At 35.2% G+C, this 24,022-nt stretch carries 20 protein-coding genes and 1 pseudogene; 7 read left to right on the top strand and 14 right to left on the bottom strand.

Annotated features, from left to right (window positions below):
- Window positions 1-164: 164 nt before the first annotated feature.
- Window positions 165-1,190, bottom strand: a complete 1,026-nt coding sequence (locus tag BN1066_RS09465) for a zinc-binding alcohol dehydrogenase family protein (RefSeq protein ID WP_077319212.1) — start codon at window positions 1,188-1,190, stop codon at window positions 165-167.
- Between the two features lie 129 nt (window positions 1,191-1,319).
- Between BN1066_RS09465 and BN1066_RS09460 the strand changes: the two genes are divergently transcribed.
- Window positions 1,320-1,682, top strand: a complete 363-nt coding sequence (locus tag BN1066_RS09460) for a winged helix-turn-helix transcriptional regulator (protein ID WP_077319211.1) — start codon at window positions 1,320-1,322, stop codon at window positions 1,680-1,682.
- 851 nt (window positions 1,683-2,533) lie between these two features.
- Here BN1066_RS09460 and BN1066_RS09450 read toward each other — a convergent pair.
- From BN1066_RS09450 to BN1066_RS09440, 3 genes are read right to left on the bottom strand one after another with little or no spacing between them, the layout of a single operon-like run.
- The gene (locus BN1066_RS09450) at window positions 2,534-5,209 is read right to left on the bottom strand and encodes a YfhO family protein (protein WP_077319209.1); all 2,676 of its coding nucleotides are present in this window, start codon (window positions 5,207-5,209) and stop codon (window positions 2,534-2,536) included.
- Window positions 5,206-5,595: a GtrA family protein gene (locus tag BN1066_RS09445; RefSeq protein ID WP_077319208.1), complete on the bottom strand. Its 390-nt coding sequence runs from the start codon at window positions 5,593-5,595 to the stop codon at window positions 5,206-5,208. The genes BN1066_RS09450 and BN1066_RS09445 overlap by 4 nt, the downstream gene beginning before the upstream one ends.
- Window positions 5,534-6,529, bottom strand: coding sequence for a glycosyltransferase family 2 protein (locus BN1066_RS09440; protein WP_077319207.1), 996 nt, complete (start codon window positions 6,527-6,529; stop codon window positions 5,534-5,536). The genes BN1066_RS09445 and BN1066_RS09440 overlap by 62 nt, the downstream gene beginning before the upstream one ends.
- Window positions 6,530-7,609: 1,080 nt before the next feature.
- On the opposite strand from BN1066_RS09440, the gene BN1066_RS09435 reads away from it, so the two are divergent.
- The 3 genes from BN1066_RS09435 to ahpF all read left to right on the top strand — a co-directional run bounded on the left by BN1066_RS09435 (window position 7,610) and on the right by ahpF (window position 11,880).
- Window positions 7,610-8,764 (top strand): iron-containing alcohol dehydrogenase, encoded by a 1,155-nt coding sequence (locus BN1066_RS09435; RefSeq protein ID WP_077319206.1) that lies wholly within the window; start codon window positions 7,610-7,612, stop codon window positions 8,762-8,764.
- 1,007 nt (window positions 8,765-9,771) lie between these two features.
- Window positions 9,772-10,335 carry an alkyl hydroperoxide reductase subunit C gene (gene ahpC / locus BN1066_RS09430; RefSeq protein ID WP_077319205.1) on the top strand — a complete coding sequence of 188 codons (564 nt, stop codon included), beginning with the start codon at window positions 9,772-9,774 and terminating at the stop codon, window positions 10,333-10,335.
- 15 nt (window positions 10,336-10,350) lie between these two features.
- Window positions 10,351-11,880, top strand: a complete 1,530-nt coding sequence (gene ahpF, locus BN1066_RS09425) for an alkyl hydroperoxide reductase subunit F (RefSeq protein ID WP_077319204.1) — start codon at window positions 10,351-10,353, stop codon at window positions 11,878-11,880.
- A gap of 264 nt (window positions 11,881-12,144) precedes the next feature.
- On the opposite strand, the gene BN1066_RS20200 is transcribed toward ahpF, so the two are convergent.
- Window positions 12,145-12,363: a hypothetical protein gene (locus tag BN1066_RS20200; protein ID WP_179104331.1), complete on the bottom strand. Its 219-nt coding sequence runs from the start codon at window positions 12,361-12,363 to the stop codon at window positions 12,145-12,147.
- Window positions 12,364-12,467: 104 nt separating this feature from the next.
- Between BN1066_RS20200 and BN1066_RS09420 the strand changes: the two are divergent.
- Window positions 12,468-12,887: pseudogene (locus BN1066_RS09420) on the top strand (cupin domain-containing protein); the annotation flags it as partial.
- Between the two features lie 91 nt (window positions 12,888-12,978).
- On the opposite strand, the gene BN1066_RS09415 reads toward BN1066_RS09420, so the two are convergent.
- The 6 genes from BN1066_RS09415 to BN1066_RS09390 all read right to left on the bottom strand — a co-directional run bounded on the left by BN1066_RS09415 (window position 12,979) and on the right by BN1066_RS09390 (window position 18,988).
- Entirely contained in the window at window positions 12,979-13,608 is a 630-nt protein-coding gene (locus BN1066_RS09415) for a hypothetical protein (protein WP_342745599.1), read from the bottom strand.
- Window positions 13,609-13,651: 43 nt separating this feature from the next.
- The gene (locus BN1066_RS09410) at window positions 13,652-14,155 is read right to left on the bottom strand and encodes a PadR family transcriptional regulator (protein ID WP_077319201.1); all 504 of its coding nucleotides are present in this window, start codon (window positions 14,153-14,155) and stop codon (window positions 13,652-13,654) included.
- Between the two features lie 5 nt (window positions 14,156-14,160).
- Window positions 14,161-16,623, bottom strand: coding sequence for an ABC transporter permease (locus BN1066_RS09405; RefSeq protein WP_077319200.1), 2,463 nt, complete (start codon window positions 16,621-16,623; stop codon window positions 14,161-14,163).
- Complete coding sequence (locus BN1066_RS09400; protein WP_077319199.1) at window positions 16,592-17,311, bottom strand: ABC transporter ATP-binding protein; 720 nt, start codon at window positions 17,309-17,311, stop codon at window positions 16,592-16,594. Before BN1066_RS09400 ends, BN1066_RS09405 begins: the two co-directional genes overlap by 32 nt.
- 238 nt (window positions 17,312-17,549) lie before the next feature.
- Window positions 17,550-17,978, bottom strand: coding sequence for an N-acetyltransferase (locus BN1066_RS09395; protein WP_077319198.1), 429 nt, complete (start codon window positions 17,976-17,978; stop codon window positions 17,550-17,552).
- Between the two features lie 236 nt (window positions 17,979-18,214).
- Entirely contained in the window at window positions 18,215-18,988 is a 774-nt protein-coding gene (locus BN1066_RS09390) for a DUF2935 domain-containing protein (protein WP_077319197.1), read from the bottom strand.
- Between the two features lie 838 nt (window positions 18,989-19,826).
- Between BN1066_RS09390 and BN1066_RS09385 the strand changes: the two genes are divergently transcribed.
- On the top strand, window positions 19,827-20,531 hold the full coding sequence (locus BN1066_RS09385; RefSeq protein WP_077319196.1) for a polysaccharide deacetylase family protein: 705 nt from the start codon (window positions 19,827-19,829) through the stop codon (window positions 20,529-20,531).
- A 321-nt stretch (window positions 20,532-20,852) separates the two neighbouring features.
- Here the strand turns inward: BN1066_RS09385 and BN1066_RS09380 are convergent, their stop codons facing one another.
- Window positions 20,853-21,152 (bottom strand): hypothetical protein, encoded by a 300-nt coding sequence (locus BN1066_RS09380; protein ID WP_077319195.1) that lies wholly within the window; start codon window positions 21,150-21,152, stop codon window positions 20,853-20,855.
- A gap of 133 nt (window positions 21,153-21,285) precedes the next feature.
- Window positions 21,286-22,050, bottom strand: a complete 765-nt coding sequence (locus tag BN1066_RS09375) for a MerR family transcriptional regulator (RefSeq protein WP_077319194.1) — start codon at window positions 22,048-22,050, stop codon at window positions 21,286-21,288.
- Between the two features lie 632 nt (window positions 22,051-22,682).
- Between BN1066_RS09375 and moaC the strand changes: the two genes are divergently transcribed.
- Window positions 22,683-23,177, top strand: coding sequence for a cyclic pyranopterin monophosphate synthase MoaC (moaC, locus tag BN1066_RS09370; protein WP_077319193.1), 495 nt, complete (start codon window positions 22,683-22,685; stop codon window positions 23,175-23,177).
- Window positions 23,178-23,463: 286 nt separating this feature from the next.
- Here the strand turns inward: moaC and BN1066_RS09365 are convergent, their stop codons facing one another.
- Window positions 23,464-23,859, bottom strand: coding sequence for a DUF5391 family protein (locus BN1066_RS09365; RefSeq protein WP_077319192.1), 396 nt, complete (start codon window positions 23,857-23,859; stop codon window positions 23,464-23,466).
- Window positions 23,860-24,022 lie beyond the last annotated feature (163 nt).

Here is a 24,022-nt window from a genome sequence, read left to right as displayed (position 1 = left end):
GCCGTTTTCTCCTACTTTGACTCTTTGTATCACTCAAGATTTTTATGTGGGAGTCTTACGGCACCTTACATGCGGGATAAAGCTTAAAGTTTTATAGTTTTCTATCGTATAAATAAGGAGGCGTACTTTTTTATCATACGCCTCACTTCAAAATAAACAACTACTTAAGCTTCAAAACCCTCTATTGCTAATTTACCAATCATTTTTCCAGATTCTATTGTTGCATGAGCTTTTCTTAAAGTTGCTGCGTTTATTGGTGATAAGCTTTCTTTAAGCGTTGTTTGAACAACTCCATAATCGATCAAATCGCTTACGTTGTTCAATAGTGTATGCTGACTAATCATATCATCAGTCCCATATAATGAGCGTGTAAACATAAACTCCCAAACAAATGTCACACTTTTGTTTTTGAATACGTTTAAGTCAAGTGGCTGTTCATTCTCAACAATCGAGCAGACTTTACCTTGTGGCTTTATTACTTCACTCATTGCTTCCCAATGTTGGTCCGTGTTATTTAAGCAAAAAATAAAATCAACTTCATGTAACTGAATTGCAGCTAGTTGATCCTTGAAAGCTTTGTGATGATTAATTACATAATCAGCGCCAAGCCGTTTCACCCAGTTTTCCGTTTCTGGCCGTGAAGCTGTTGCAATGACTTGAAGTCCTGCCCATTTAGCAAGTTGAATCGCAATGGAGCCCACACCTCCAGCACCCCCGATAATTAAAATCTGTTTCAAACTATTTTCTTGTTTATTGTCAGGGTTAATCAATAATCTATCAAATAGCGCTTCCCAAGCAGTAATAGTTGTTAGTGGCATTGCAGCAGCTTCTGCAAATGTTAATGTTGTCGGTTTCTTTCCAACAATCCGTTCATCCACAAGATGATATTCGCTATATGTTCCCGGTCTGTTAATAGCGCCTGCATAATATACTTTATCTCCTTCTTGAAATAATTTACAATTATCTCCCGCTTCAACGACAACGCCACTCGCATCCCATCCTAAGATTTTCGGCGTTTCTTCTTTTTTTGGTTTCGGTGAGCGAACTTTTACATCTACAGGGTTGATAGAAATAGCATTTATTTTAACAAGTAGGTCTCTTCCTTTTGCTACTGGTTTTGACGCATCAAAATCAAATAGACTTTTTTCTTTTTCAATTGGCAAATATTCTAATAAACCGATTGCTTTCATTTCATCATCTCCTTCATTTATTTAGTTTGTATTATAAAAACAAATTAAAAAATATGTAAGAGGGCACATTTATGTTGTATAGTAACATTAGTGTTACCTATATTGTTAAAATTAATAGGTGGTGACTTCATGAGAAACAGAAAAAGTGGCTATGGGTGTCCAGAAGGTTGTCCAGTAGAAGCGACCTTAGATGTAATTGGCGGCAAATGGAAAGGTGTTATCTTATATTATCTGCTCGAAGATAAAAAGCGTTTTAATGAATTACGGCGGTTAATCCCTGGAATCACACAGCGTATGCTATCATTACAATTAAGTGAATTGGAAAATGACGGTATTATCAATAGAAACGTTTATCCGGAAGTCCCGCCACGGGTAGAATATTCAATGACTGAATTTGGAATAACGTTAGAACCTATTATCACGCAAATGAAAGAATGGGGCGATCAATATAAATTGAAAATATTGCAGAAAAAAAAAGAAAGTCATGGATAGCTATCGGTCGGATATATGATGTAGTTTCACCACAAAAGGATGTTTAAAAGTTGATAAAAATGACAATCGAATTTTTCTTGAAAAGAAAAACACTTTTCCTTCCCGGGAATAGGTTCCAGAAAGCTGACCTAGCGCGTGTGCATTTAACTGCATACACTGTGCCAATCAAAACTAAACCGCTTCGCACTTCGGCTCGACAAGAGGTGTTCGGGTCGGCTTTTTGCAGTAGAACAGAGTAGGCTTCGACAGCAAAACAATGCATGCGGAAAAAGTATCCTGCTTTTTTAACGACGCCGGAGACCTTAGCCAACCTTTGTCCTTTTATTCTCTTTTTGAACACAATTATAAGTGTCTAATACTCTTTCTTTTTTAACCGTCTAAGTTGAACCTGGAAATAAACTCCCTACATGACCTTGTCCAAAGCGATGAAAAATACTTAAATCATCTCATATAATTGATTCATCTGCCCTTGAGACACCTCTACTAGTAAATAAAATTTTACTCTACTTATAACTCATTATGAAAATAATCTGGGAAAGAGGTTGTTATATCTACTTTTAGCCAGAGTAACCGAAAGTGTTAAAAGGCTATTCCTCCACATTTATGTAGTGAAGAAATAGCCATAATAATTATACGAAATGATAATCTCTTATCTCCACTTTCTAGCACCGACACACGCCTTGATTATATATCAGGTAGTCACGCAATCCGTTTGTTTTGTGGTACTTTACAGACAACATAGGGGTTGCCCAAGTCCGACATTAGAAGGATCAAATTCCCAAGGAGGTCTATCCTCTATGAAACGTCAAAACAAATCAGGAAGAGAATTCAACAATCCACACTCTTTGTGGCTAATCTCTTGATTTATCAACTTTCATAAGTAATGAGCGCATTTTTACACTTGGGTTATTTAAATGACCACTTTCTCTACGTTTACTACGCAGATGTAACATCGCCCAAGCAAAAAGCCCAATAATTGTCAAAGCAAGAGTTGGAAAAAAGTAAGGAGGATGATATACCATTTTAATATGGTTTTTCCCGCTGTTCAGCTTGAAGCCAATAAATGCGTAATTTGCTTTTTCAATGGCTTGCTCCTTACCATTAATCCAAAGTTTCCAGCCTTTTTCAAATGGAATTGGTAAAGCCATCCATTTTTCCTTTGTCTGATTATTGTAATGTATAGTTATTTTGTTCTTTTCCCACGTAAACGATGGTGAATGAGCAGCAGCTTTTACAGCTTCATGCAATTCCTTATAATCTTCTTCATAAAGCGATAAATTATTCAACTCATATTCCCCTTTTGGTAAACGAATAGAGATAATGTCTTTAGCTGGAACACGGATTATTAGGTCATTTATATTGGTTTTATAAATAGAATGGGCAGGTTTTCTAGTTGTACGGTATTTATTTACTTTTATAGGAAAACCATCACCATTTACGTTTTTTATAGAAAAACCAACATAAAAGTCTTTTGTGTTTTTTTGTACAGATCCCGGAATAATATCGATGCCTCCTTTGTCGTTGACAACCGATAAGTGGTTATTTTGGTATTTAGCACCTACTCCTTTAATAGTCGCTTGCTTGATAACATTTTTCTCTTTTACCAAATCTAACTTTTGTCTAGTTGCTTCTTCAAACACTACTCCTGAAAGCATGGCATGTTCACGATCTAAAACAGAAGCTGTTTGCAACTGCTCTTCGCTATAAATGTTTTTACCTGTTCGGATAAATGGAAGGTAAAAATTGCTTTTATAAATAACATATTTATTGGATTCTGCAAACTTTGTAAAGCCATAAGGTACATTCGCTTCCTGACTTTTTTTTCTCATCCAATATGTTGTCTGTAATAACGCATGCAAATTTGCACGATTGCCAAGGGTACCGTAGCGACTTACAGTTTCATGACCTGTATCTATTTTTAAGTCCCTCCAGTAAAACCATAACAATGCTTTGTTAGCGATACTTGAATATAGACTCGTACCATTAAAGTTCTGTACAATCGGTGTGTTATATCGCTTAGGCGTCATCCAATCGATTCGGGACAATGAATTGGGCTCCTGCCTTTTCACTTGATCAATCAAATTCCTTTGTTCGGCACTATTATAATTATCACTCATTAAATAATTATGTGTTACTTTTTGAAGCCCACCATTGTCTGTTATCCCATATTTAGCTACTGTATTTACTGACACTATACTCCATAGAATGACAAATGATTGAATAATAATGAGCAAAGCCTTCTTTTGAAAATAAACATACAACATCATTAATATAGCCAAAATAGTAAATAGAGCAAAAATAGCAATTACAACCGCAGAGAACTCGGTTGTTGCTCGTTCTGGAACTTTTATATTAGGATCAAAATAATTGAAACTTAACAAATAGACACATAAAGAAATGAACGAGGCCAGGCAAAGAAAACGAACAGCTATTTTATTTAATTGCTGCAAGCCAATGGCAACACAACCACCTATTGTAAAGGATAATAGATATTCAAAGCGATATTGTGGAGCAGAAAAGCCATTGAAAGCACTGGCTGCCAAAGGGCTTAAGTGAAATATAAGCAATACGAAACTAAACACAGCAAAAAAGCGAAACAATCGATTACGATACAAAGGGACGGTAAATATCAGTAACATAAAAACTACTGGTAACACAATATAGGGACTAGCAAACAATATATTATCAATTAAATCGAACAGTGGAATCTCTTGATCGAAAGGGGGTCGATAATTGTTGAAAAACCCATAAACAGCGGGTATAAACGCCACTGCGCTAATACAAAAACTGATCAATCCACTTGACACCAAAAGTTTAAACTGTTTTATTCTAGGTAACTCATTGTCAGTAAGTGCAATTACCCAGCGGCCAAGTACATACAGAATTAAAAAAATGAGTTGGATATAGGCAAAATAAAAATTGCTAATCAGCATGGCGGACATAGCAAAAATCAGCCAACCTTGCTTGCCTTCTCGTATTAATTTCTCCAATCCTAAAACAACTAATGGCAACCATATAAACGCATCAGCAAAAAATTCCCAATAAACAACATGTCGCATGTACATAACAGAACAACCGTATACAACCGCCCCCGTAAAAGCCGGAAAGGCTTGGATTTTCATATATTGAAACGTGTAGGACGTAATAAATAAGATCACACTTAAGCGAATGATACTGATAAATAAGTTAGATTGAGCCCAAAATTCAACGTTAGAGGGATCGACCCATTGAAAGATATCCAGAATAAAAATAACAATAGTAGACACTAAAAAGACAAGGGAGGTGGAAAAATAATAGGCTAATTGACTGTAAAAACCCCCACCCAAGCCAAAATCCCAAGCATAGAAAAAATTACCACTTCGATAATTTTCATAAATAAATTTTTTAAACGTCACAATTTGTGAAAGACCATCATTCGGTCCAATCATCCAATGCTTATCAAGCCATTGCTGATAGAAAAAAAGATGTGTAGCTACCGAGACGAGTAGACTACCTATAATAAAAAACCATAATGTTCGTTTCTTCATCTATTACACTCTCTTCTTTTCAATATTTTCCCAGTTACCATAAATGTCATTGGAACTGTAATAAAGACGGCAAGGAGAGGTGTGATTTTACTGTCTACCTGAAATAGTTCTGTAAAAACAAACACGAATAGCGACGTGATACTGAAATTAAATAACTGAGTGATTGGAAATTTCAAAAACTTTTTCCATGTGGGCTTTACTTTAAATGTAAAATAAGTATTTAAGAAAAAAGAAACGACTAAACTTACAATAAATCCCGTTATATGTGCCGCCATATAGTAAACATTAAAAACAAGATGTAATAATAGATAAACGGCATAGTAATTAATAGTATTGACTACGCCGATGATGATAAATCTGAGAAATTCTCGACCTGTTTCGTTCATAGCCTTCTCCGTTTCTAATATTCGTTTCTTGAATTAAGTATTGAGGACGTTTCTTTGTTTCATAATATATACGTCCTATGTATTCCCCAATCACACCTAGACTTAACAACTGAATCCCGCCTAATATTAGAACGGCAGTAATAATCGTAAAATAGCCTGGAACTTTAATGCCATTCAGCAAAATTTGCACAAATATAATAATACTGTAGATAATCGACAGCAGTAAAATAAGCGCACCTGTATAGAAACAAACTCTTAGAGGACGATTATTGAATGACACAATTCCATCTAATCCATAACTCAACAATTTTAATAAAGACCATTTCGTTTTTCCGTTCTTCCGAGGAACATTCTCATAATCAACTATTTTCTGTGCCATGCCAATCCACGAGAACAAACCTTTTGAAAAGCGCGCACCTTCATCTAAAGATAATACTGCATAAACAGCACGCCGACTTAGCAAACGGAAATCACCCACTCCATCCTCTAACTTGACATCTACTACCTTGTTGATGATCCGATAATAAGCAGAGGATAGAAATTTACGAATTGGCTTTTCACCATTACGATTACGTCGCGCAATTACTTGATCATATCCATCTTCCCAACCTTTAACAAGATCTGGAATCAATGATGGCGGATGTTGTAGATCGGCATCCATGATTATAACAGCTTCCCCTTGTACATGACGTAGGCCAGCCAACATTGCCGATTCTTTACCGAAATTTCTAGAAAAAGAAATGTATCTCACATTTGTGCTTTTAGAAACTAATTGTTTAATTTGATGTAAGGTATTATCCGTGCTGGCATCATCAATAAAAATCATTTCAAAATGATAAGCCAGTCTATCAAACTCCCGCTTTACACTTTCATAAATTAACTGTATGTTTTCTTCTTCATTGTAAGTAGGAATAATAATTGAAATTAATTCCATGTCTTTGACACCTCTTTCGTGCTGTTAGCTACTCATTATTTTAATATATACCCAACTTTCGCACAGTGAAACTCGTAGCTAAACCCTGGATATATCTAGGTAATTCGGCAATTAATGTTGTAGTTAACTTTTAATTCGTGTTTTCATCATATTGATGCTAGTTCTAAAAAGTCCGATTAATTGCAGTAATGGTACAACCCAGGCGAGATAGCTAATTTCATCGTAAAATTTGCTAAGTGTCCGGTCATCCATGCTATCTTTATCTCATCGGTGTTGCCATCAAAATACAATATATCTTACGAAGGTAATACTTGTATGCTAATCCTTATTCAATAAATCACAAAACCAACCCCTTGAAACTCATTTTGTAAGTTTAATAAGGATTTGTTGTTATAAAAAGACTTCCATGTCCTAGGGAATTCCATAATTCCGGATGATTTATTAATCGCTAAGCAAACAATCAATACTTAAAATAGTTGGCCAATCGTTGTTTTATGATGAGACACCTCTCTGTATGTAAATTGTAATTAATTGCCATTTAAGTATACCAAACATTAAGGTGTTTTTTCATTTTTTTAATACAGTAAAGCACAAATAAGTTTAGAGGTTTAAGTCTCTACATTTATCGTTGAAATTAGACAACGAAGCAGAAATTTAATCCTATCACATACAGAAAAAGCAGTTTTCTTTTTCAAGGCTAAGGAACAAGTCGACGGCAATACATCGTAGTTTTCAAGTTACGATCTTTGCCAACCTTAAAATTTATTATCTTATTTATGAACACAAACTTTAAAAAACAGTTATATTAGGTCATCAAAAACATCCATCATTCCAATTTGTGAAAATACGAGCATTAGAAAGCTATGATAAGAAACTGGTAAATATAAAATAAAAAATGAAAGATTTTCGTTTTATTTGTCAAATTTTGAGCTATTTTGTTGAAACCAGTAAAAAATACCTATATATTGGAGGCGTAGGGGGAATTGTGTGAACAGCATGAACAGGCATAAAAAATATCAATGATTACAATTCTAGCTTCTGCTGATCACAAAAAATAAAAATCGATAAGGAGATAGTAGAATGACAACACAGAGCCAATTTTCAATGCCATCGATTAATTTATTTGGACAAGGAGCCATACAAGAAACTGGTTCTCGTCTAAAAGATGTGAATGCAAAGAAAGCATTGCTAGTAACAGACCAAGGATTATTCAAATTAGGAATTGCCGAAAAAATCGCTGATATTATTAAATCAGCAGGGATTGAAGTAGAAATCTACCCTAAAGCAGAGCCAAACCCTACAGATAAAAACGTTGCTGACGGTGTAGAAGCTTTTAAAGCAGCAAAATGTGACTCCCTTGTATCATTAGGAGGCGGATCATCCCACGACGCTGCTAAAGGTATAGGACTAGTTGTGTCAAATGGAGGCACTATTCATGATTATGAAGGTGTGGATAAGTCAAAAAATCCGTTAGTTCCATTAATTGCTATTAACACAACTGCTGGAACAGCTAGTGAGATGACGAAGTTTACCATTATTACAGATGTAAAGCGTCAAGTGAAAATGGCAATCATTGACAAACATGTGACCCCACTAGTTTCTATAAACGACCCAGAATTAATGATCGGATTGCCACCAGCATTAACTGCTGCAACAGGTTTAGATGCTTTAACACATGCTGTTGAAGCTTATGTTTCAACTGCTGCAACACCAATGACTGATGCAGCTGCTGAAAAGGTTTTCGAATTAATTCCTGAATACTTGCCACGTGCTTTTGCAAATGGAAAAGATATCGAAGCACGCGAAAAAATGGTGTATGCTCAATTCTTAGCAGGAATGGCCTTTAACAATGCTTCATTAGGTTATGTACATGCCATCGCTCACCAAATGGGCGGTTTCTACAACTTGCCACACGGAGTATGTAATGCGATCCTTTTACCGCATGTGTGCCGTTACAATATTGTAGGACGTGAAGATCGCTTTGCAAAAATAGCAGAGTATTTGGGTGAAGCTGTAGAAGGTTTAAGTAAACGTGAAGCAGCAGAAAAAGCTATTGCTGCAATTGAGCGCTTAGCTAGAGATTTGAATATTCCAACCGGTTTTAAAGAACTTGGTGCAAAAGAGGAAGATATTCCTACTCTTGCAGAAAACGCAATGAAAGATGCTACGGCTGCAACGAACCCAAGAAAACCAAAACTTGAAGAAGTAATGGAAATCATTCGCAAAGCAATGTAAGTTTCTCTAAGTACAGAAACGTACCGTACCCAATGAGAAGCTACTGCTATTCATTGGGTATAACATTATTAATAGTCATGACATCATTTATAAGATCTAGAAGGAGTCTTCAACAAGAAACTATCTAAAAAGTTTTAAATGCCTATAGGGCAAGTAATATTCCCCCTAAAGATGGTTCTAACGCGACTCCTTCTATTAAGACGAATCAACATTCAACCCTCCCACTTGCAGAACGCCTTTTTCCACTTATTCATTCGCTAAACGCAAAGGTACACACCCTTTAAGGTCATCGCACAGTTCATGTAAACTCAAATTATTTCTACACAATGAAACTTATTGTTTTTGGAAAGATCTATAAGGTTAAACTGCTACTCCTATGTCTTCTCTTTTTGAACCCGTACTTAAAGATTTCGCATCTTATAAAGATGTACCATCTTTCCAAGCTTTACTTTTACCTTCTCTTGTATCCGTTATTTTATCCGCTATAACTTCAATCCTAGTTGTTATTTATGTTTCCAATAATGATAACCTTACTTAACAAGTAAATTATTAGCTAAGAAGACAACATGCCTCTTAGTCAATACCTTCATCTATTCTTCAATTAAACAGATTCTTTCCTAATCGAATAACTTTTTTCTACAGTAAGAAAACATCATAGCATATTGAGATTGTTTTATATTACTGATTATCAATTAGTATCCAATCTAGCACTATAACAGGTTATCTAAACTATTTCATCGAAAAGGTTTACTCTCAAAAAGCAATTAATAATGAAAATCATTTCTTCCAAAATTCCTTAAACACTTATATTGAAAAGGGTTGATTTTAGTAGAGAGGACTCTGATTCTTCAATAATTCTCCTTATTAGTTGCGGTAAATCTGTGATTAAAGTGGTATTTCCTTGACAAAAAACAACTACTAATTAATAATAGATGTGTGATTAGAATTATTATAGCTAAAGTTCTACTTGAGCTACTAGCAAAAATATACCTAGGAGGAAGATAATTATGTCTTTAATAGGAACTGAAGTACAACCATTTCAAGCAAAAGCATTCAAGAATGGCGAATTTATTGATGTAACTGAAGAAAATTTTAAAGGGCAATGGACAGTACTATGCTTTTATCCGGCAGACTTCTCATTTGTGTGCCCAACAGAACTTGAAGATTTACAAAACGAATATGAAGAACTAAAAAAACTTGGTACTGAAGTTTATTCTTGTTCTACTGATACACATTTCACACATAAGGGATGGCATGATGCTTCCGAAAAAATTAAGAAAATCGAATATGGAATGATTGGTGACCCATCACAAACACTTACTCGTATGTTCGATGTTTTAAACGAAGAAACAGGTCTTGCTGATCGCGGCACATTTATCATTGATCCAGATGGTGTTATCCAAACTGTAGAAATTAACGCTGATGGAATCGGTCGCGATGCTAGTACACTTGTTGACAAAATCAAAGCAGCACAATATGTTCGTAATAACCCTGGTGAAGTATGCCCTGCAAAATGGAAAGAAGGCGCTGAAACACTTAAGCCAAGCCTTGATCTAGTAGGTAAAATTTAAGGAGTGCTATAAAAAATGGTACTAGACCCAGATATTAAGTCACAATTAAAGCAATACCTTGGACTATTAGAAAACGACATCGTGCTTAAAGTAAGCACTGGTTCGGATGAGGTATCTAAGGACATGCTGGCTCTCGTTGATGAGCTGGCTTCCATGTCCTCTAAGATATCTGTTGAACATACAGAATTACCAAAAACACCTAGTTTTAGTGTGAACCGCGTCGGTGAAGATACAGGAGTTTCGTTTGCCGGCCTTCCATTAGGACATGAATTTAATTCATTAGTATTGGCTCTATTACAAGTGAGTGGCAGACCTCCAAAATTAGATCAGAATCTAATTGATCAAATTAAAGGTATAAGTGAAAAATATCACTTTGAAACATATGTTAGTTTAAGCTGTAACAATTGTCCTGACGTTGTACAAGCTTTAAATATGATGGCCGTACTTAATCCTAATATTACGCATACCATGATTGATGGTGCGGCTTTTAAGGAAGAAGTAGAGAAGAAGAAGATCATGGCTGTTCCTGCCGTTTATTTAAATGGAGAATTCTTTAACGGCGGCCGTATATTATTAGAAGAACTTCTTGAAAAATTAGGCCAAGGTGTGGATGCATCTGAACTGTCTCAGAAAGATCCATTTGATGTACTTGTTGTTGGTGGGGGTCCAGCAGGTGCAAGTGCTGCCATTTATGCTGCACGTAAGGGGATTCGTACCGGTATTGTCGCTGAGCGTTTTGGCGGCCAAGTCCAAGATACGTTAAGTATTGAAAACTTTATTAGTGTGAAACGCACAGAAGGTCCTAAACTTGTAGCTAATTTAGAAGAACATGTAAATGATTACGACATTGATGTTATGAACTCCCAACGTGCTAAACACATTGAAAAGAAGGATCTTTTTGAATTAGAACTCGAAAATGGTGCAGTACTAAAAAGTAAAACGGTCATTATTTCTACAGGTGCTCGTTGGAGAAATATTGGCGTTCCTGGAGAAAAAGAGTTCAAGAATAATGGAGTAGCATACTGTCCTCACTGTGACGGTCCATTATTTGAAGGCAAAGATGTCGCTGTCATTGGCGGTGGTAACTCTGGAATTGAAGCAGCCATTGATCTGGCTGGGATTGTTAAGCATGTCACAGTTCTTGAGTTTGCTCCAGAGTTAAAAGCAGATGAAGTCCTGCAAAAACGTTTATACAGTCTACCGAATGTAACAGTTATAAAAAATGCACAAACGCAAGAAATCACAGGGACTGATAGTGTAAATGGTATAACTTATATGGACAGAGACACAAAAGAAGTCAAACATATTGAGCTTCAAGGTGTATTCGTGCAAATTGGCCTTGTACCAAATACAGAATGGCTAGAGGGAACTGTTGAGCGTAATCGCATGGGCGAAATCATCGTCGATAAACATGGCCAATCAAACGTTCCCGGGCTATTTGCCGCAGGAGACTGTACAGATAGCGCATATAATCAAATCATAATTTCCATGGGTTCAGGTGCAACAGCAGCTTTAGGCGCATTTGACTACTTAATCCGAAATTAGCCTTTAATCACAGAATAACAGCCATTACACTCTGGTAGTGTAATGGCTGGTTTAATTTGAAGTTGAATCGAATATAATAATATAGTTGTTTTGCGTTAAAGTAAAGTTTCATTCAGTAGTTTTTCATAACCCCTAGTTGAACAAACCAGACATTAGGCACCGTTATCCACCCACTTTGCCTTCTTCGTATCGCCTACAACCCTTGAAGTGAGAGTCTTACAGCACCTTACATGCACACAGCTAAAAAATTCATTAGAATCATTACTAGTCCGGAAACTTTCCTACTATTCTATTCACCAGTCTTTTTACAAGACCGGAAGCACCCCCGTCTATACTTCCAACGATATCCCATATTTCTTTAGAGATCTTATTATGTACATCCACCCATTCATCTGCATAGAATAATGTGATTACATTTGAAAGGACTGAGCAAGTTGTATTATTATCCTTACGCATATCCATATCCTTATTATGTGAATCCACCAGTTTATTCCAATGAACGGGACCAACCAATGTTTCAACCTATGCCAATTCATACACCGGATTATCAAGAAGATTTTTGGCATGTAGCTGATGAAGATGATCGGGTTGTTTTAAAGGATTACGGAAAACAACCATTTGTAGTAAATATTCATAGAGCTACAAAACAAAATAAAAACTTTCGCACTGCGTTATGGACGGGCAAACATCTTCAAGTTACGCTTATGAACATCCCAGTTGGTCAGGATATCGGTTTAGAAATTCATCCTGATGTCGACCAATTCTTGCGTATCGAAGAAGGGCAAGGAGTAGTCCAAATGGGGGATTCTAGAAATAATTTATACTTCAAACGTAATGTATATGAAGGCTATGCTATTATGGTACCGGCTGGTACATGGCATAATGTAACCAATACAGGCAAGAAGCCGCTTAAACTTTATTCCATTTATGCCCCACCAGAGCATCCATTTGGTACAGTGCATCGAACAAAAGCAGACGCAATAGCAGCCGAAAGAGAGTATTATTAAACAAAAAGCTCTTTAATTAAAAGAAGTTTAATGAAGATCATACGGTAAATTCATTAAACTTCTTTCTTATATTATGTATTTAACTACTATGTTATTTTCCTTTACTAGGAAAAATTGTATAAGACCATGAATAGATAAAATCAGCAACAAAAGCAATTCCCCATATCATACCAATCGTAAACATCGTTTCATTTGGATAAGGGGAATCCTCCACATTCCCTTTTTCTATCCAAGAAAGATCCGTTAAATACATTTTCATTTCCGATATACTATTTGTTCCCATCGACCAAAAAATAGTTTGTACTGTTACAAAGAGTATGAAATGAATCAAGGACATGATGCGATACTTTTTTGCAATATATTTAGGGTCCTTGTTTCTTCTCATAATCGCATAGTCTTTTTCTGTTAGCAGTTCTACCCCGCGCAATTTACCAAGTTTACTACGCATCCAACGATCTAACCTTAAAAAATCAAAAATACCAAATGTACAAGCATATATCACAAAAACAGCGATAATGATTAGAAAAGTGGAAACTTCGCCTGTTTGTTGATAAACATATATGCCTAATAAGGCTTCTGCAGTTAATAATAATAGAAATAAAAGGATGAACATTAAACTAAGTTTTGGTTTACTAAAAAAATAACGAAACAAACCAAATAGAATCAATGAGCTAAGGGATAATAATTCTGTGGCTACGAATATTTCCCAACTGTAAGTCACAAGAAAATCCAGGTGATCTCCCTCCTTTGAATCAAAAAATCCGCTAAAGTACTCGATTTTCTACTTGATTAATCCAATTTAAATCGGCTTCTAAATGTAGTAAAGTGCCCGTCACTAATAAATATCTATTCTCATCACCTTGAATTAATAATTCAGTTTTTAATTTTGTTAACTCCATTACTTCTTTGACAATTAATTGTTTTTGTTGAGTCAACATCTTTTTCTCCAAGGCAGAATTAATTTCCCTGGCGCAGCTCCATTTAAAGAAGAAATCTTCTTTTGTGTTGTTATAGGCTACTGGTTCTAGTAGCCATTTGTTTAATTCCTCTTTTCCCTTCCACTCAATATCATATAGCTTTCTTTCTTGCTCATCCATTCCTGGTGATACCACAAACCCATCACGAGTTAAACGATCAAGCGTTGTATATATTTGTCCTGGATTAATTTTTCCTTTAAGCCCAAGAAGTGAATCCAATTCTATTTTTAATTCATAGCCATGATGCGGTTTAACCGATAATAATGTTAAAATCCCATATTTTACTGACACTTTAATCAACCTTCTTTTAGTGATGATGCAACATCTAGTCTCATAGCGCTCTTACTTGAAATCCAAGCTGCACAAAGACTCAAGACAACTCCAGCAATCATAGCTAGTATAACGTTATTAACTGGCAATTGGAAAGACATAACCCCCTCCATAGATGCCGATTCACTTGTTATATAAATAAGTAGCGCACCAATCACAATGCCTCCAATTATCCCTGCTACTCCAATTAGCAGGCCCTCAAGAAGTATCATCGTACGAACCTGTTGCTTTGTAAAGCCGATAGATCGCATTATTCCAATCTCTAATGTCCTCTCAAGCGTATTCATTAATAATGTATTAGCTGTACCAACACTAGCTAAAATAATAATTAACAGCAACATAAATAAAATAAGGTCGTTCATCCCTTTTATGGCAAAAGTAGTAGACTCTATTTCCTCTTCAACTGTTTGAACTTTTGATAGATGACCACCAAAATCTTTCCATAACCGAGTACGTAGTTGATCAAACGTTTGATTATCAACTGTAAGCAAGATATCAAAAGAGTTAGACCAGCCAAAATTTGTTTGGAAATAATCACTATCCATAAACGCTACATAGCCATTGTAATGAGAAGTCTTCACTACATCAATGACTTCATATTTTCTGGACCCAGAAGGAGTATTCATCTCTATCGTTTGTCCAATTTCTCCACCCCATTCTTTAAACGCCCTAGTTCCTAGAACAATCGTTGGCTTATGTGCTAGTTTTGTAAATAAATGATGCTTATATTGATCATCAAATAAGGAGGAGCCATCACTGCTAACAGAAAAAACGGAAAATTGCCTGAGATCACCTTGGATTGTTTTCCAAGTAATTGAGGTTGCTTCTGCTAAAGGCTCAACTCTTGTAATAGATTTATACGATTGAAGCTTTGCTATATCCTCTTCTGACCAAGGTTTTTCGGAAGTAATTCGAACATCTCCTCCGTATGTCTCTCTAATTTCCTCGTTAAAAGTTTTAGGAGCTGATTCAATTGCCGCACCTAATAATAAGATAACGCCTATACCTATGGCAAGAATTGCAGCTGTATTTGCATTTCTATTCAACTGTTGGAACAGGTTTTTTGCAGCAATCAAGCCAGGATAACCAAAAAGCGATTTTAATACTGGTTCTAGGATCCATTTTAGGCTGATTACTAAGCAAGGAAACAGCAAAATAGAGGCTGCTATAATTGCAATATATGACATTGGGCTATCAATAACTAGAAACCCAAGCAGTCCAAAACCTAAAACAATTCTAAATAAAAAATGACGTAATGTGGTTTGCTTTTTGTTGGTTACCTTTATTGCCAATAAAACAGGTGTCTTACCCGCGTGATAAATAGGAAATAATGAAAAAATAATGGGAAATATTAATCCAACTGCTATTGAACTTATAACTGGTAATTCCCATTGCAATGAGTACACCATATCAAATTTAAACACACGAAGCAGTGCTTTCATAAATAAATCCCCGAGCCATACTCCTATCGGCACTCCGATTAAAGTACCAGCCAAAGCCAACAGAGTAACTTCAATCAGTACTAGCTTAGATACAGAACTTCGTAAATATCCAAAGCTTTTCATGATGGCGAATTCTTTTTTTCTTTCTATAACACTTGTATAAATCATATTAAATATAATAAACCCACTTATAAAAATGGACAAAAACGCAACTAAATAAAAAAACGTGTAGAGTCCTTCTATATCGTTACTTTGTAAATCATCTGCAACTACAGGCTGAATATACATACTTGAGTCTTTCAATGACTCTTGCGCTGATTGAAAAAGCTCTTTTCCATCCCCTTTTGTTTGAAAACGCACATAGGTAAGCTCATTATCCATTCCCGTCCAGTTTCTTAGCATCTCTAATGGGGCCATAACACGGAAACTTGTCGATTCAGCATCTTGCCAATTGCTTGGACTTGCAAGTAACTGTGTATATTCCACAATTGCCGATACTTTTGCTGTTCCCAATCCTGTAAACGTAATAGTATCGCCCACTTTTTTATCTAATAGTTCGGCAACGACTTTAGGAATAACTAAACCCTGGTTATCCAAGCTTCCTTCTATAACAGGAAGCTCCAACAAAGGACTCGCTTGATCGTTTACCCCAGTTATACGAACCGATCTTTCCTGCAACGACCGACCTTCATCAAGCTCAAAAAAAGCATGTTTATCAAGCACTTCTAATGAATTTTTAACATCAGGATCTGTTATTATATTAGATATATCTGCTTTGGGATAAGTACCTTGATCACTTAAAATCCAATAATCTGCATTACCTACATACATGTTTTCATAATAACGGAAGACATCAGTCGTTGTTCGATCAGCTACTAGCATTGCTGTTAAAAAAGAAATGCCAAAGATAATTGCTAGTAATGATAAGGAAAAGCGTTTTTTATTTTTCGTAATATTACGCCATGAAATTCGCCATATATTCTGCATAGTCTTCATCCTTTCTAGCAATTATCTTCTCAATAACACCATCCCTAAAAAGAATAATCCGATCAGCAAATCCTGCCGCAAAAATATCATGCGTTACCATAACAATGGTCTGATGCTGCTTACGGTTAAACATTAGTAGCAAACGAAGAATTTCTTCAGCTATCGCTCTATCCAAATTACCGGTTGGCTCATCAGCTAATAAAACAGAAGGATGATTAACAAGTGCTCTGGCAATGGCTACACGTTGTTGTTGCCCGCCACTAAGTAAATTCGCACTCTTTTTCTCTATTCCTTTTAATCCAACAGCTGTGATTAAATTAGTAATCGTTTTCTCATGTTCTTTATTTATTTTTCTATCCGCATAAAGAGGAAAAGCAATATTTTCTTCAACTGTTAAGGTTGGTAATAACTGATAATTTTGAAATACAAACCCTAAATGCCGTCTCCGAAAAATCGTTCTCTCCTTTTCATTCATGTTATTTAATAATTGTTGATTGATTTGTATATCCCCACTTGTTGGTAAATCGAGCCCATCCAGCAATTGAAGCAAGGTACTTTTTCCAGAACCGCTTGGACCCATGATTGCAACAAACTCTCCTTCTTTAACATGCAAATTTACTCCCTTTAGTACTTTTGTCTTTTCTTGTCCTTGGAAAAATTCTTTGGTCAGATTACTAACACGAATCACATGAGACTCCCCTTCACATTTTGTTTATTACAATTATATACTTAGTATATAATTAATCAAGTGATTTTGTTGATAAAATGTTTTTATTTTACTATTTTAAACAAATAAGACCAAAAAAAATATATACTAAGTATATATTTTTGGTCTTAATTTAAATTGGTTAATACACAGACTTGAATGTATTGTATATAATGTTTGTCCAGTTCCGGCTCTTATAATTTGGTTAATTTTTAAACCATTACCTTTTCCACTTCATTAAAAACTCTTTTTCTACTGTCAACTCATCGAACAATTCTTCACAAAGTTCAAAGCCATTCTTTAAATAAAAAGAAACCGCCCGCTTATTTTTTTGGTACACCTTTAAATCAATCTGTTCCCTTTTTTCCTTTATAAAATGTAGAAGTCTTTTGCCATACCCCTTTCCTTGATATTGATAGTCCACAAATAAAGCTGCTAAATAATTATCAACCATAGAAATAAATCCTACTACCTTATTCTCTTCTGTGATTACATATGTTTCTGCCATTGGAAGATACGTTTCCCTCATCGCTTTCTGTTGTGACTTCCAATAATTTTGCTCAATAAAATCATGTGCCAATAAGGAGCCCTCATACCATATATTTACTAACCTATCCAGTTCATCCGCTTTATATGTTCTTATTTTCATCGTCTTAACACCTTTTCATCCTTTTTGTCCAAAAACTAATACATTTATATAACGTAATTTGCTACAAAGATGTTTCATCTTTTACATAAAGTAATTTTAATATCTAATTGGGAAAATATCATCTTTCGTATTAGTAAACCATTTCAAGTGTGACCCTAAGCTTAAATCTGCTTACCATTTTAACTAAAATTCATTTATTTCTGTGAAGATTAATCCTTCGCTTTTTAGCCATGAACTTAATTAGCAGAAAACAATCTCTTAGATTCAGCTAATTTCATTAAATAATAATGCTCTTCCCTTGCCATATGATCTGCCATCGAGGCCGTAAACGTCCCCAATACTTCTGCACTTAACTCCATTTCTTCAAGTTCATTTAAAAATGTTTTAAATAACTCCATTTCAACCTCAACATCATTATTAAATCTATTTAATGCAGGAAATGTTTTAACATTTGCTCGTAAGTAACCCGTTAATTCCACAGCTTTTAGATAAAATTGGTCAAAATGTTTGGTAAATGTTTTGCTTTTCTCTTTCAATCTTTTCTCAACCCCATCCATCCGAGAATCTATAGCACCTGCATGACCAGAAGCATCTAATAGCCAGATTAAATGATGATGTAATTCGTGAAAAACAGGAGGGATTTTACCTTCTTTCAGATAACTTAACACAAGCTGGTATTCTTCTAACTCATTTACCATATGGTTCAAAAAGGTAGGTGTAAGGTGAATACCAATATCCCCAGTTAATTGGCGTTTAATAATGGAAAGTTTGAATGCTTTTAATTGTTCAACAACGGGCTCTACACTTATTGAAAAGGATATTGCATTTGATTCGTTTAACGACCTTGATTTATTTAAGAGTTGGTTGAAGTTTTGAATAAAATAAGAAGCTTTTTCAATATCCTGTCTTTCTGATGGGTAAAGGGAATCATGTATAAATCTAGCATGATCTTCCAATACCTCAAGCCAAAATTCATGTTCAAATACAGCACTTTTTAAGTAATTTGTCATTTTATCATCTCCTTTAACTTTACTTCATTTTATTCAAGCGTGCACTAGATTATTAGTCTTTTAGTCTTTTTCGTCCGTAGCTGGCCCCTAAATTTGGACAATATGAAATTTTAATAATATATCTGACTGATTGAAGAAGAGCACTCGCTTCCATCTGTTAACACCATCACAACTTGTTTCGCCTGTTAGTCATCGTTGAACACCATTCACAAGAAAACCCTCTCAAATAACTTTATTTTTAACCGGTTCTCGTTCGTAATAGACCGTTTCATTTGGCAATGTATTCGTATTTTATCTGACCCCTCTTTAAAAACAACAGAAACAGTATATAAAATTCCTGATAAAGTGAAACTTCATTCCGTAGGAGTTTTCCTCCATCGTCACGGAATGTTAGTACCACAAAGGTATGACCTAAAAGGCCTTTGAACGAATCGGGAATTTAGGTGTCGTTACCTCCCATTTTTACTTCTTGTATCTCCTATAACTCTTGAAGTGGGAGTCTTACGGCACCTTACATCAGGATAAAATACTCGATTTAGAAATAACTGTCTTTCCTTTAAAAGCTTGCTTCCACCTCTTCTTTATTTTTCTGGTTGATAATACTAAAAGTACAAAACTTTAAAAGTAGAAGTCACCCTCCACGTAACTAATTTCAATTATGACTATAAGGATAAGCTAGACAATGAGAGGATAGTGCATCGTGTTGCTTAATGTGGGTATAGAAGTGATTTAATTGCACAAGAATATAAGGAATCACAATTTGAAAATAGGCTCTGTAAATTTTATTGTTTAATACATTTTTTAAACAAGAATAATATCAAATGGGGGAAAAGAATTAATGCTAAGATATATTTTATTAATCAGTTATGTAGTAATATTAATTATTCCAACTGATAATTTTCAAGCATATACAGAAGAAAGAAAAAAGTATGAGAGGACAGGAGATGTTATATGGGAAGGATACACAAATGAGAAAGTTGTGGCAATAACGTTCGACGACGGCCCAAACACTATATATACACCTCTTATACTGGACACCTTAAACAAATTTGAAGCAAAAGCTACATTTTTTGTTGTAGGCTCCCAAGCAAAAAAACATCCACAAATTATTCAAAGGCAATTCCTGGAAGGACACGAAATTGGAAATCACACCTTTAGTCATGATTTAAGTATGAAAAGTTTAAAGGCTGAACTTGATAAAACCGCAAAAATAATAAGTGAAATCACCGGTAATTCACCTACACTTTTTCGTCCGGTTGGTGGAAAATACAACAGAAAAATTGTCGATATTTCAAAAAGGGAGGGTTATACTTTAGCTTTATGGTCTTGGGATCAAGATACTGGGGATTGGAGGCAACCGGGCGTTGATAAAATAGTTAATCATGTTATTACTAATATTTCTCCAGGTGATATTATTCTTTTCCACGACTCAGGTGGTAACAGAAGGCAGACAGTGGAAGCACTTTCAAAGATACTAGACTTTTTAAAGAAAAACAACTATCAATGTATAACCGTTTCAGAAATGATTGAGCGAACATCTTAGAGTCAAATCCGCTAATGCGATTTTTACTAAATAAAAAGGATTTTCTTTTAACCCCCACTGATGGTTAGTACCGAAAGGGTATGACCTAAAAGCCTCTCAACAGAATCGGACATTTACCGGCAGTTGGACCCTTCGCTTATCCTACTGAATTTCACCTCGTACCATGGAAGGGCAAGTCTTACTGCAGTTACATACAGGATAAAGCTATAATTAATATACAAACTAAAAACGGAGCGGCTTATTAAGCTACCAATCCGTCTACTATGTATAGCCCCTTTAAAAAGAAGCCTCACTGCCGCTGTTCATTTAAGACTTAAGCAACTAAAGAAGAACAGGTATTAAGAAACCAAAAGCAAGCAAATATACAACCATAGAAACAATCAGACTCCAGCCGTTATATTTTAAATAGCCTATTTTAACCTCTTTAGTTCCATGAATGATGCAATTAATAGTAAACAAAATAACTACTATCCATTTATTTTTTAGTAAGTAATTTTTTAAAAATATCCCATCGAAAAAAGAAAGAAGGTATAAATTCAAAATTTCCGCTAACCCGATCGATTTAGGTTCACCTAAATCAATCAAATCTAATGAACAAGTAACAATTGTATCACTAACCACGTTACAACATAACCTTTAAGCTTATGTTTAAAAGAATTGACCCGTAGTTTTTATAACTAAGCCGACGTTATCAAGCAAAGATTCTACATTAAATATAAGAACCTGTCAGGCTATAGCTAATTTCCCCCTTCGCTTACACCGTTGAATTCTTCTCCTTACAGATATCTACTGCTTCGTTAATATATTCTTCTAGTTCTTGAGACATAATGGTAAAATAATACAAAGCATCATCCCCAAGTTCCTTCAGCTCCAGCTTTTCAAGTTCTTTCAACAATTCAGGTTCAAGTAAATCATTTCCAAATTCAATTAACTGCTGAATAATACGTTGAACTTCTGCATGCTGTGGGGGAAATCCTTGATTGTAAAACTGTTGTATTTGATGAAGATATGCCATCACCTCACGTTCAATAGTTATCCTTTCCTCTTCCGAATGATGACGCATAAATACTTTTTCAATTACAGATTTAGAAAGATGCTTTCCTAACCATTCTTCTTGATTGCTTTCTGTTTGGATAGCATGAATAATTGATAAAAGTAGATCACTATTCATCTCCTTATGCTGAATAATCTTCTCAACGCGAGAAATAGTATGAATAACCTGGTCAAGCTGTTTCCATTTTTCTATCAGTAATTTCTTCTGCTGCTGTAGTGTTTCATGAATAGTATTTGCAGCATTTTCTGAAAGATGTTCTTTTATCTCTTTTAAGGAAAACCCTAAATATTTTAGCGTTAATATTTTTTGCATCTTGAATATATCAGCATGACTATAAAGACGATGGCCATGCTCTGTATAACTAGTAGGCTTCAGTACCCCTTTTCGATCATAGTATTGCAGAGTTCGCTCTGTAGTACCAATCATTTTCGCAAAACGTTTAACTGTGAAATAATTATCGCTCATTAGTTATTCCCCTTTACTTTTATCCTTCTAGTCTAACTTTATCTTATAACGTTACGTCATAATCAAGCTGATCAAGATTTATTTTATATTCAATGAAGCTTTATGAACATATAAGCAAGTTTTAAATTAACATCACCTAACAAAGCTCTTTCGTTAAACTTCATTCTGAGAGAATAGCATGGTAAAATAGAATTATAGTGCATTTCAAAAGGAGTTAAAAAGGATCAAGTTTGATAAGGTCTAAAACATCCTTGTTGCAACCTAACACTACCACGTCTTGTTGAATCGAAGTTCGAGGTGAGGTGGCGAAGTTTCAATAGCTAGATTTTTCAGTAGGTCATGAGCACTAGTGTAGCTTCCTCGAGACTCGCTCGCACTCAAGAAAAGGTTTTTCTTTTCTAAGGAACGAAGAAACAAGTCAATAAAGAACTTGGCTAGCGACAAGCGAAGTGTAGAAGATAGCCTAGTTGCACTTAGACTGAGAACTTAAAAATTTTAACTACGGTTGAATGAACTTCAACGCCACTATTTTATCCGTTCTAATGTGCGAAGATTTGATGCATCATTTTAGCGTACTTTTTGAACAATCTTTTATAGAATCGTTGTTTGTAAATAAGAAAGCAGGTGACAGCATGGCAGATTTCACACATTTTAATGAACATGGTAGGGTTAGGATGGTAGACATCTCAGACAAAAATGAAAGTGTAAGGAAAGCCATTGCTCGTTCTAGTGTAACAATGAACAAAATGGTGTATGAAAATATTGTTGGGCAGAAAAATAAAAAAGGGGACGTATTAGCTGTTGCACAAGTAGCCGGTATTATGGGGGCTAAACAAACAGCATCATTAATTCCGATGTGTCACCCTATTCCAATAAGTAGTGTAGACCTCTCTTTTACTTGGGTAGAACTCGATGCTTATGATGTATATCAGTTAGTCATTGAAGCAGAAGTAAAAACCGTTAGTGCTACAGGAGTTGAGATGGAGGCATTGACTGCAGTGGCAACCGCAGCATTAACTGTTTATGACATGTGCAAATCGATTGATAAAGGAATGACAATTGGTCCCACCTTTTTACAAGAAAAAAGCGGTGGAGAAAGCGGCGATTATCGCCGTAACAATAGTTAATTACTGTTCTTTTAAAGATGCCTGGATAGCCTCTAGCGCTTACACAGGCATCTCACTAGCGATACCACTAGGCAACGATTATGCCAGAGCTTTGTCACTTACTTATGGGTATATTTAATGACGTATCGATTAACGAAACGATAAATAAATAAGGCAGTGCTATAATAGGAAGTAATCATGTGGTATGTATCCAAGTTGTATATTATAAAACGATAAATTTGTATTCTTAGCAAAAAGAATCTAAACCCAAGAGCAATTCTCCTAGTTTTGGATTCCTCAAGTAATTTTAATGCTTTTTGGAAAATGCAACAAAAAACCAAACTGTATTTACAATAATCCCCAATCCACAGATCACAATTACGCCAATAAGTGTTATTAACATGTTATTTAGGATACCGATGATCACAACAGCGACGATGGTCGACAGAAAAACTACAATACCAGTAGCACATAAAATTGCCATAATTATTTTCATCCACTTCGGACCAAAAACATATAAAGCTAATGGTACAATATAAAAGGTAAGAATTATAACAATTGCAAGCCACATACCCAAAGAGTTAAATTGATTCGCATTTTCTCCCATTTCAGATAATGGAGATAATGAAGCAGCAATGATTAAAGCACAAAAAACAATAGCAGAAAGTAAGGTAACAATTATTGCTTTCTTTTTCTCACTCATTTTTATAAAGAACCCCTCCTTTTACTTTTAAAGTGACTACTACTACCAATAAGGTTATAGGATACTTATTCTTTATTTAGCTAAAAATACCATTTACAAAATTTTCCCTATTTAAACTCCCTCTAGTATATCAAGAAATCTTCAAGAATATAAGTCACGAGGT

Origin of the sequence: Virgibacillus proomii, assembly GCF_900162615.1 — a bacterium.
In the GTDB taxonomy this organism is placed as follows: Bacteria; Bacillota; Bacilli; order Bacillales; family Amphibacillaceae; genus Virgibacillus; species Virgibacillus proomii.
This window is presented reverse-complemented; position numbering and strand designations above follow the sequence as displayed.

Bases quoted from the DNA above. Each gene is read 5' to 3' on its own strand.
- moaC (WP_077319193.1), top strand. From the start codon at position 22,683: ATGGCAGATTTCACACATTTTAATGAACATGGTAGGGTTAGGATGGTA.
- BN1066_RS09365 (WP_077319192.1), bottom strand. From the start codon at position 23,859: ATGAGTGAGAAAAAGAAAGCAATAATTGTTACCTTACTTTCTGCTATT.
- BN1066_RS09445 (WP_077319208.1), bottom strand. From the start codon at position 5,595: ATGAACGAAACAGGTCGAGAATTTCTCAGATTTATCATCATCGGCGTA.
- ahpC (WP_077319205.1), top strand. From the start codon at position 9,772: ATGTCTTTAATAGGAACTGAAGTACAACCATTTCAAGCAAAAGCATTC.
- BN1066_RS09385 (WP_077319196.1), top strand. From the start codon at position 19,827: ATGCTAAGATATATTTTATTAATCAGTTATGTAGTAATATTAATTATT.
- BN1066_RS09465 (WP_077319212.1), bottom strand. From the start codon at position 1,190: ATGAAAGCAATCGGTTTATTAGAATATTTGCCAATTGAAAAAGAAAAA.
- BN1066_RS09395 (WP_077319198.1), bottom strand. From the start codon at position 17,978: ATGAAAATAAGAACATATAAAGCGGATGAACTGGATAGGTTAGTAAAT.
- BN1066_RS09450 (WP_077319209.1), bottom strand. From the start codon at position 5,209: ATGAAGAAACGAACATTATGGTTTTTTATTATAGGTAGTCTACTCGTC.
- BN1066_RS09435 (WP_077319206.1), top strand. From the start codon at position 7,610: ATGACAACACAGAGCCAATTTTCAATGCCATCGATTAATTTATTTGGA.
- BN1066_RS09460 (WP_077319211.1), top strand. From the start codon at position 1,320: ATGAGAAACAGAAAAAGTGGCTATGGGTGTCCAGAAGGTTGTCCAGTA.
- BN1066_RS09375 (WP_077319194.1), bottom strand. From the start codon at position 22,050: ATGAGCGATAATTATTTCACAGTTAAACGTTTTGCGAAAATGATTGGT.
- BN1066_RS09440 (WP_077319207.1), bottom strand. From the start codon at position 6,529: ATGGAATTAATTTCAATTATTATTCCTACTTACAATGAAGAAGAAAAC.
- BN1066_RS09405 (WP_077319200.1), bottom strand. From the start codon at position 16,623: ATGCAGAATATATGGCGAATTTCATGGCGTAATATTACGAAAAATAAA.
- BN1066_RS09390 (WP_077319197.1), bottom strand. From the start codon at position 18,988: ATGACAAATTACTTAAAAAGTGCTGTATTTGAACATGAATTTTGGCTT.
- ahpF (WP_077319204.1), top strand. From the start codon at position 10,351: ATGGTACTAGACCCAGATATTAAGTCACAATTAAAGCAATACCTTGGA.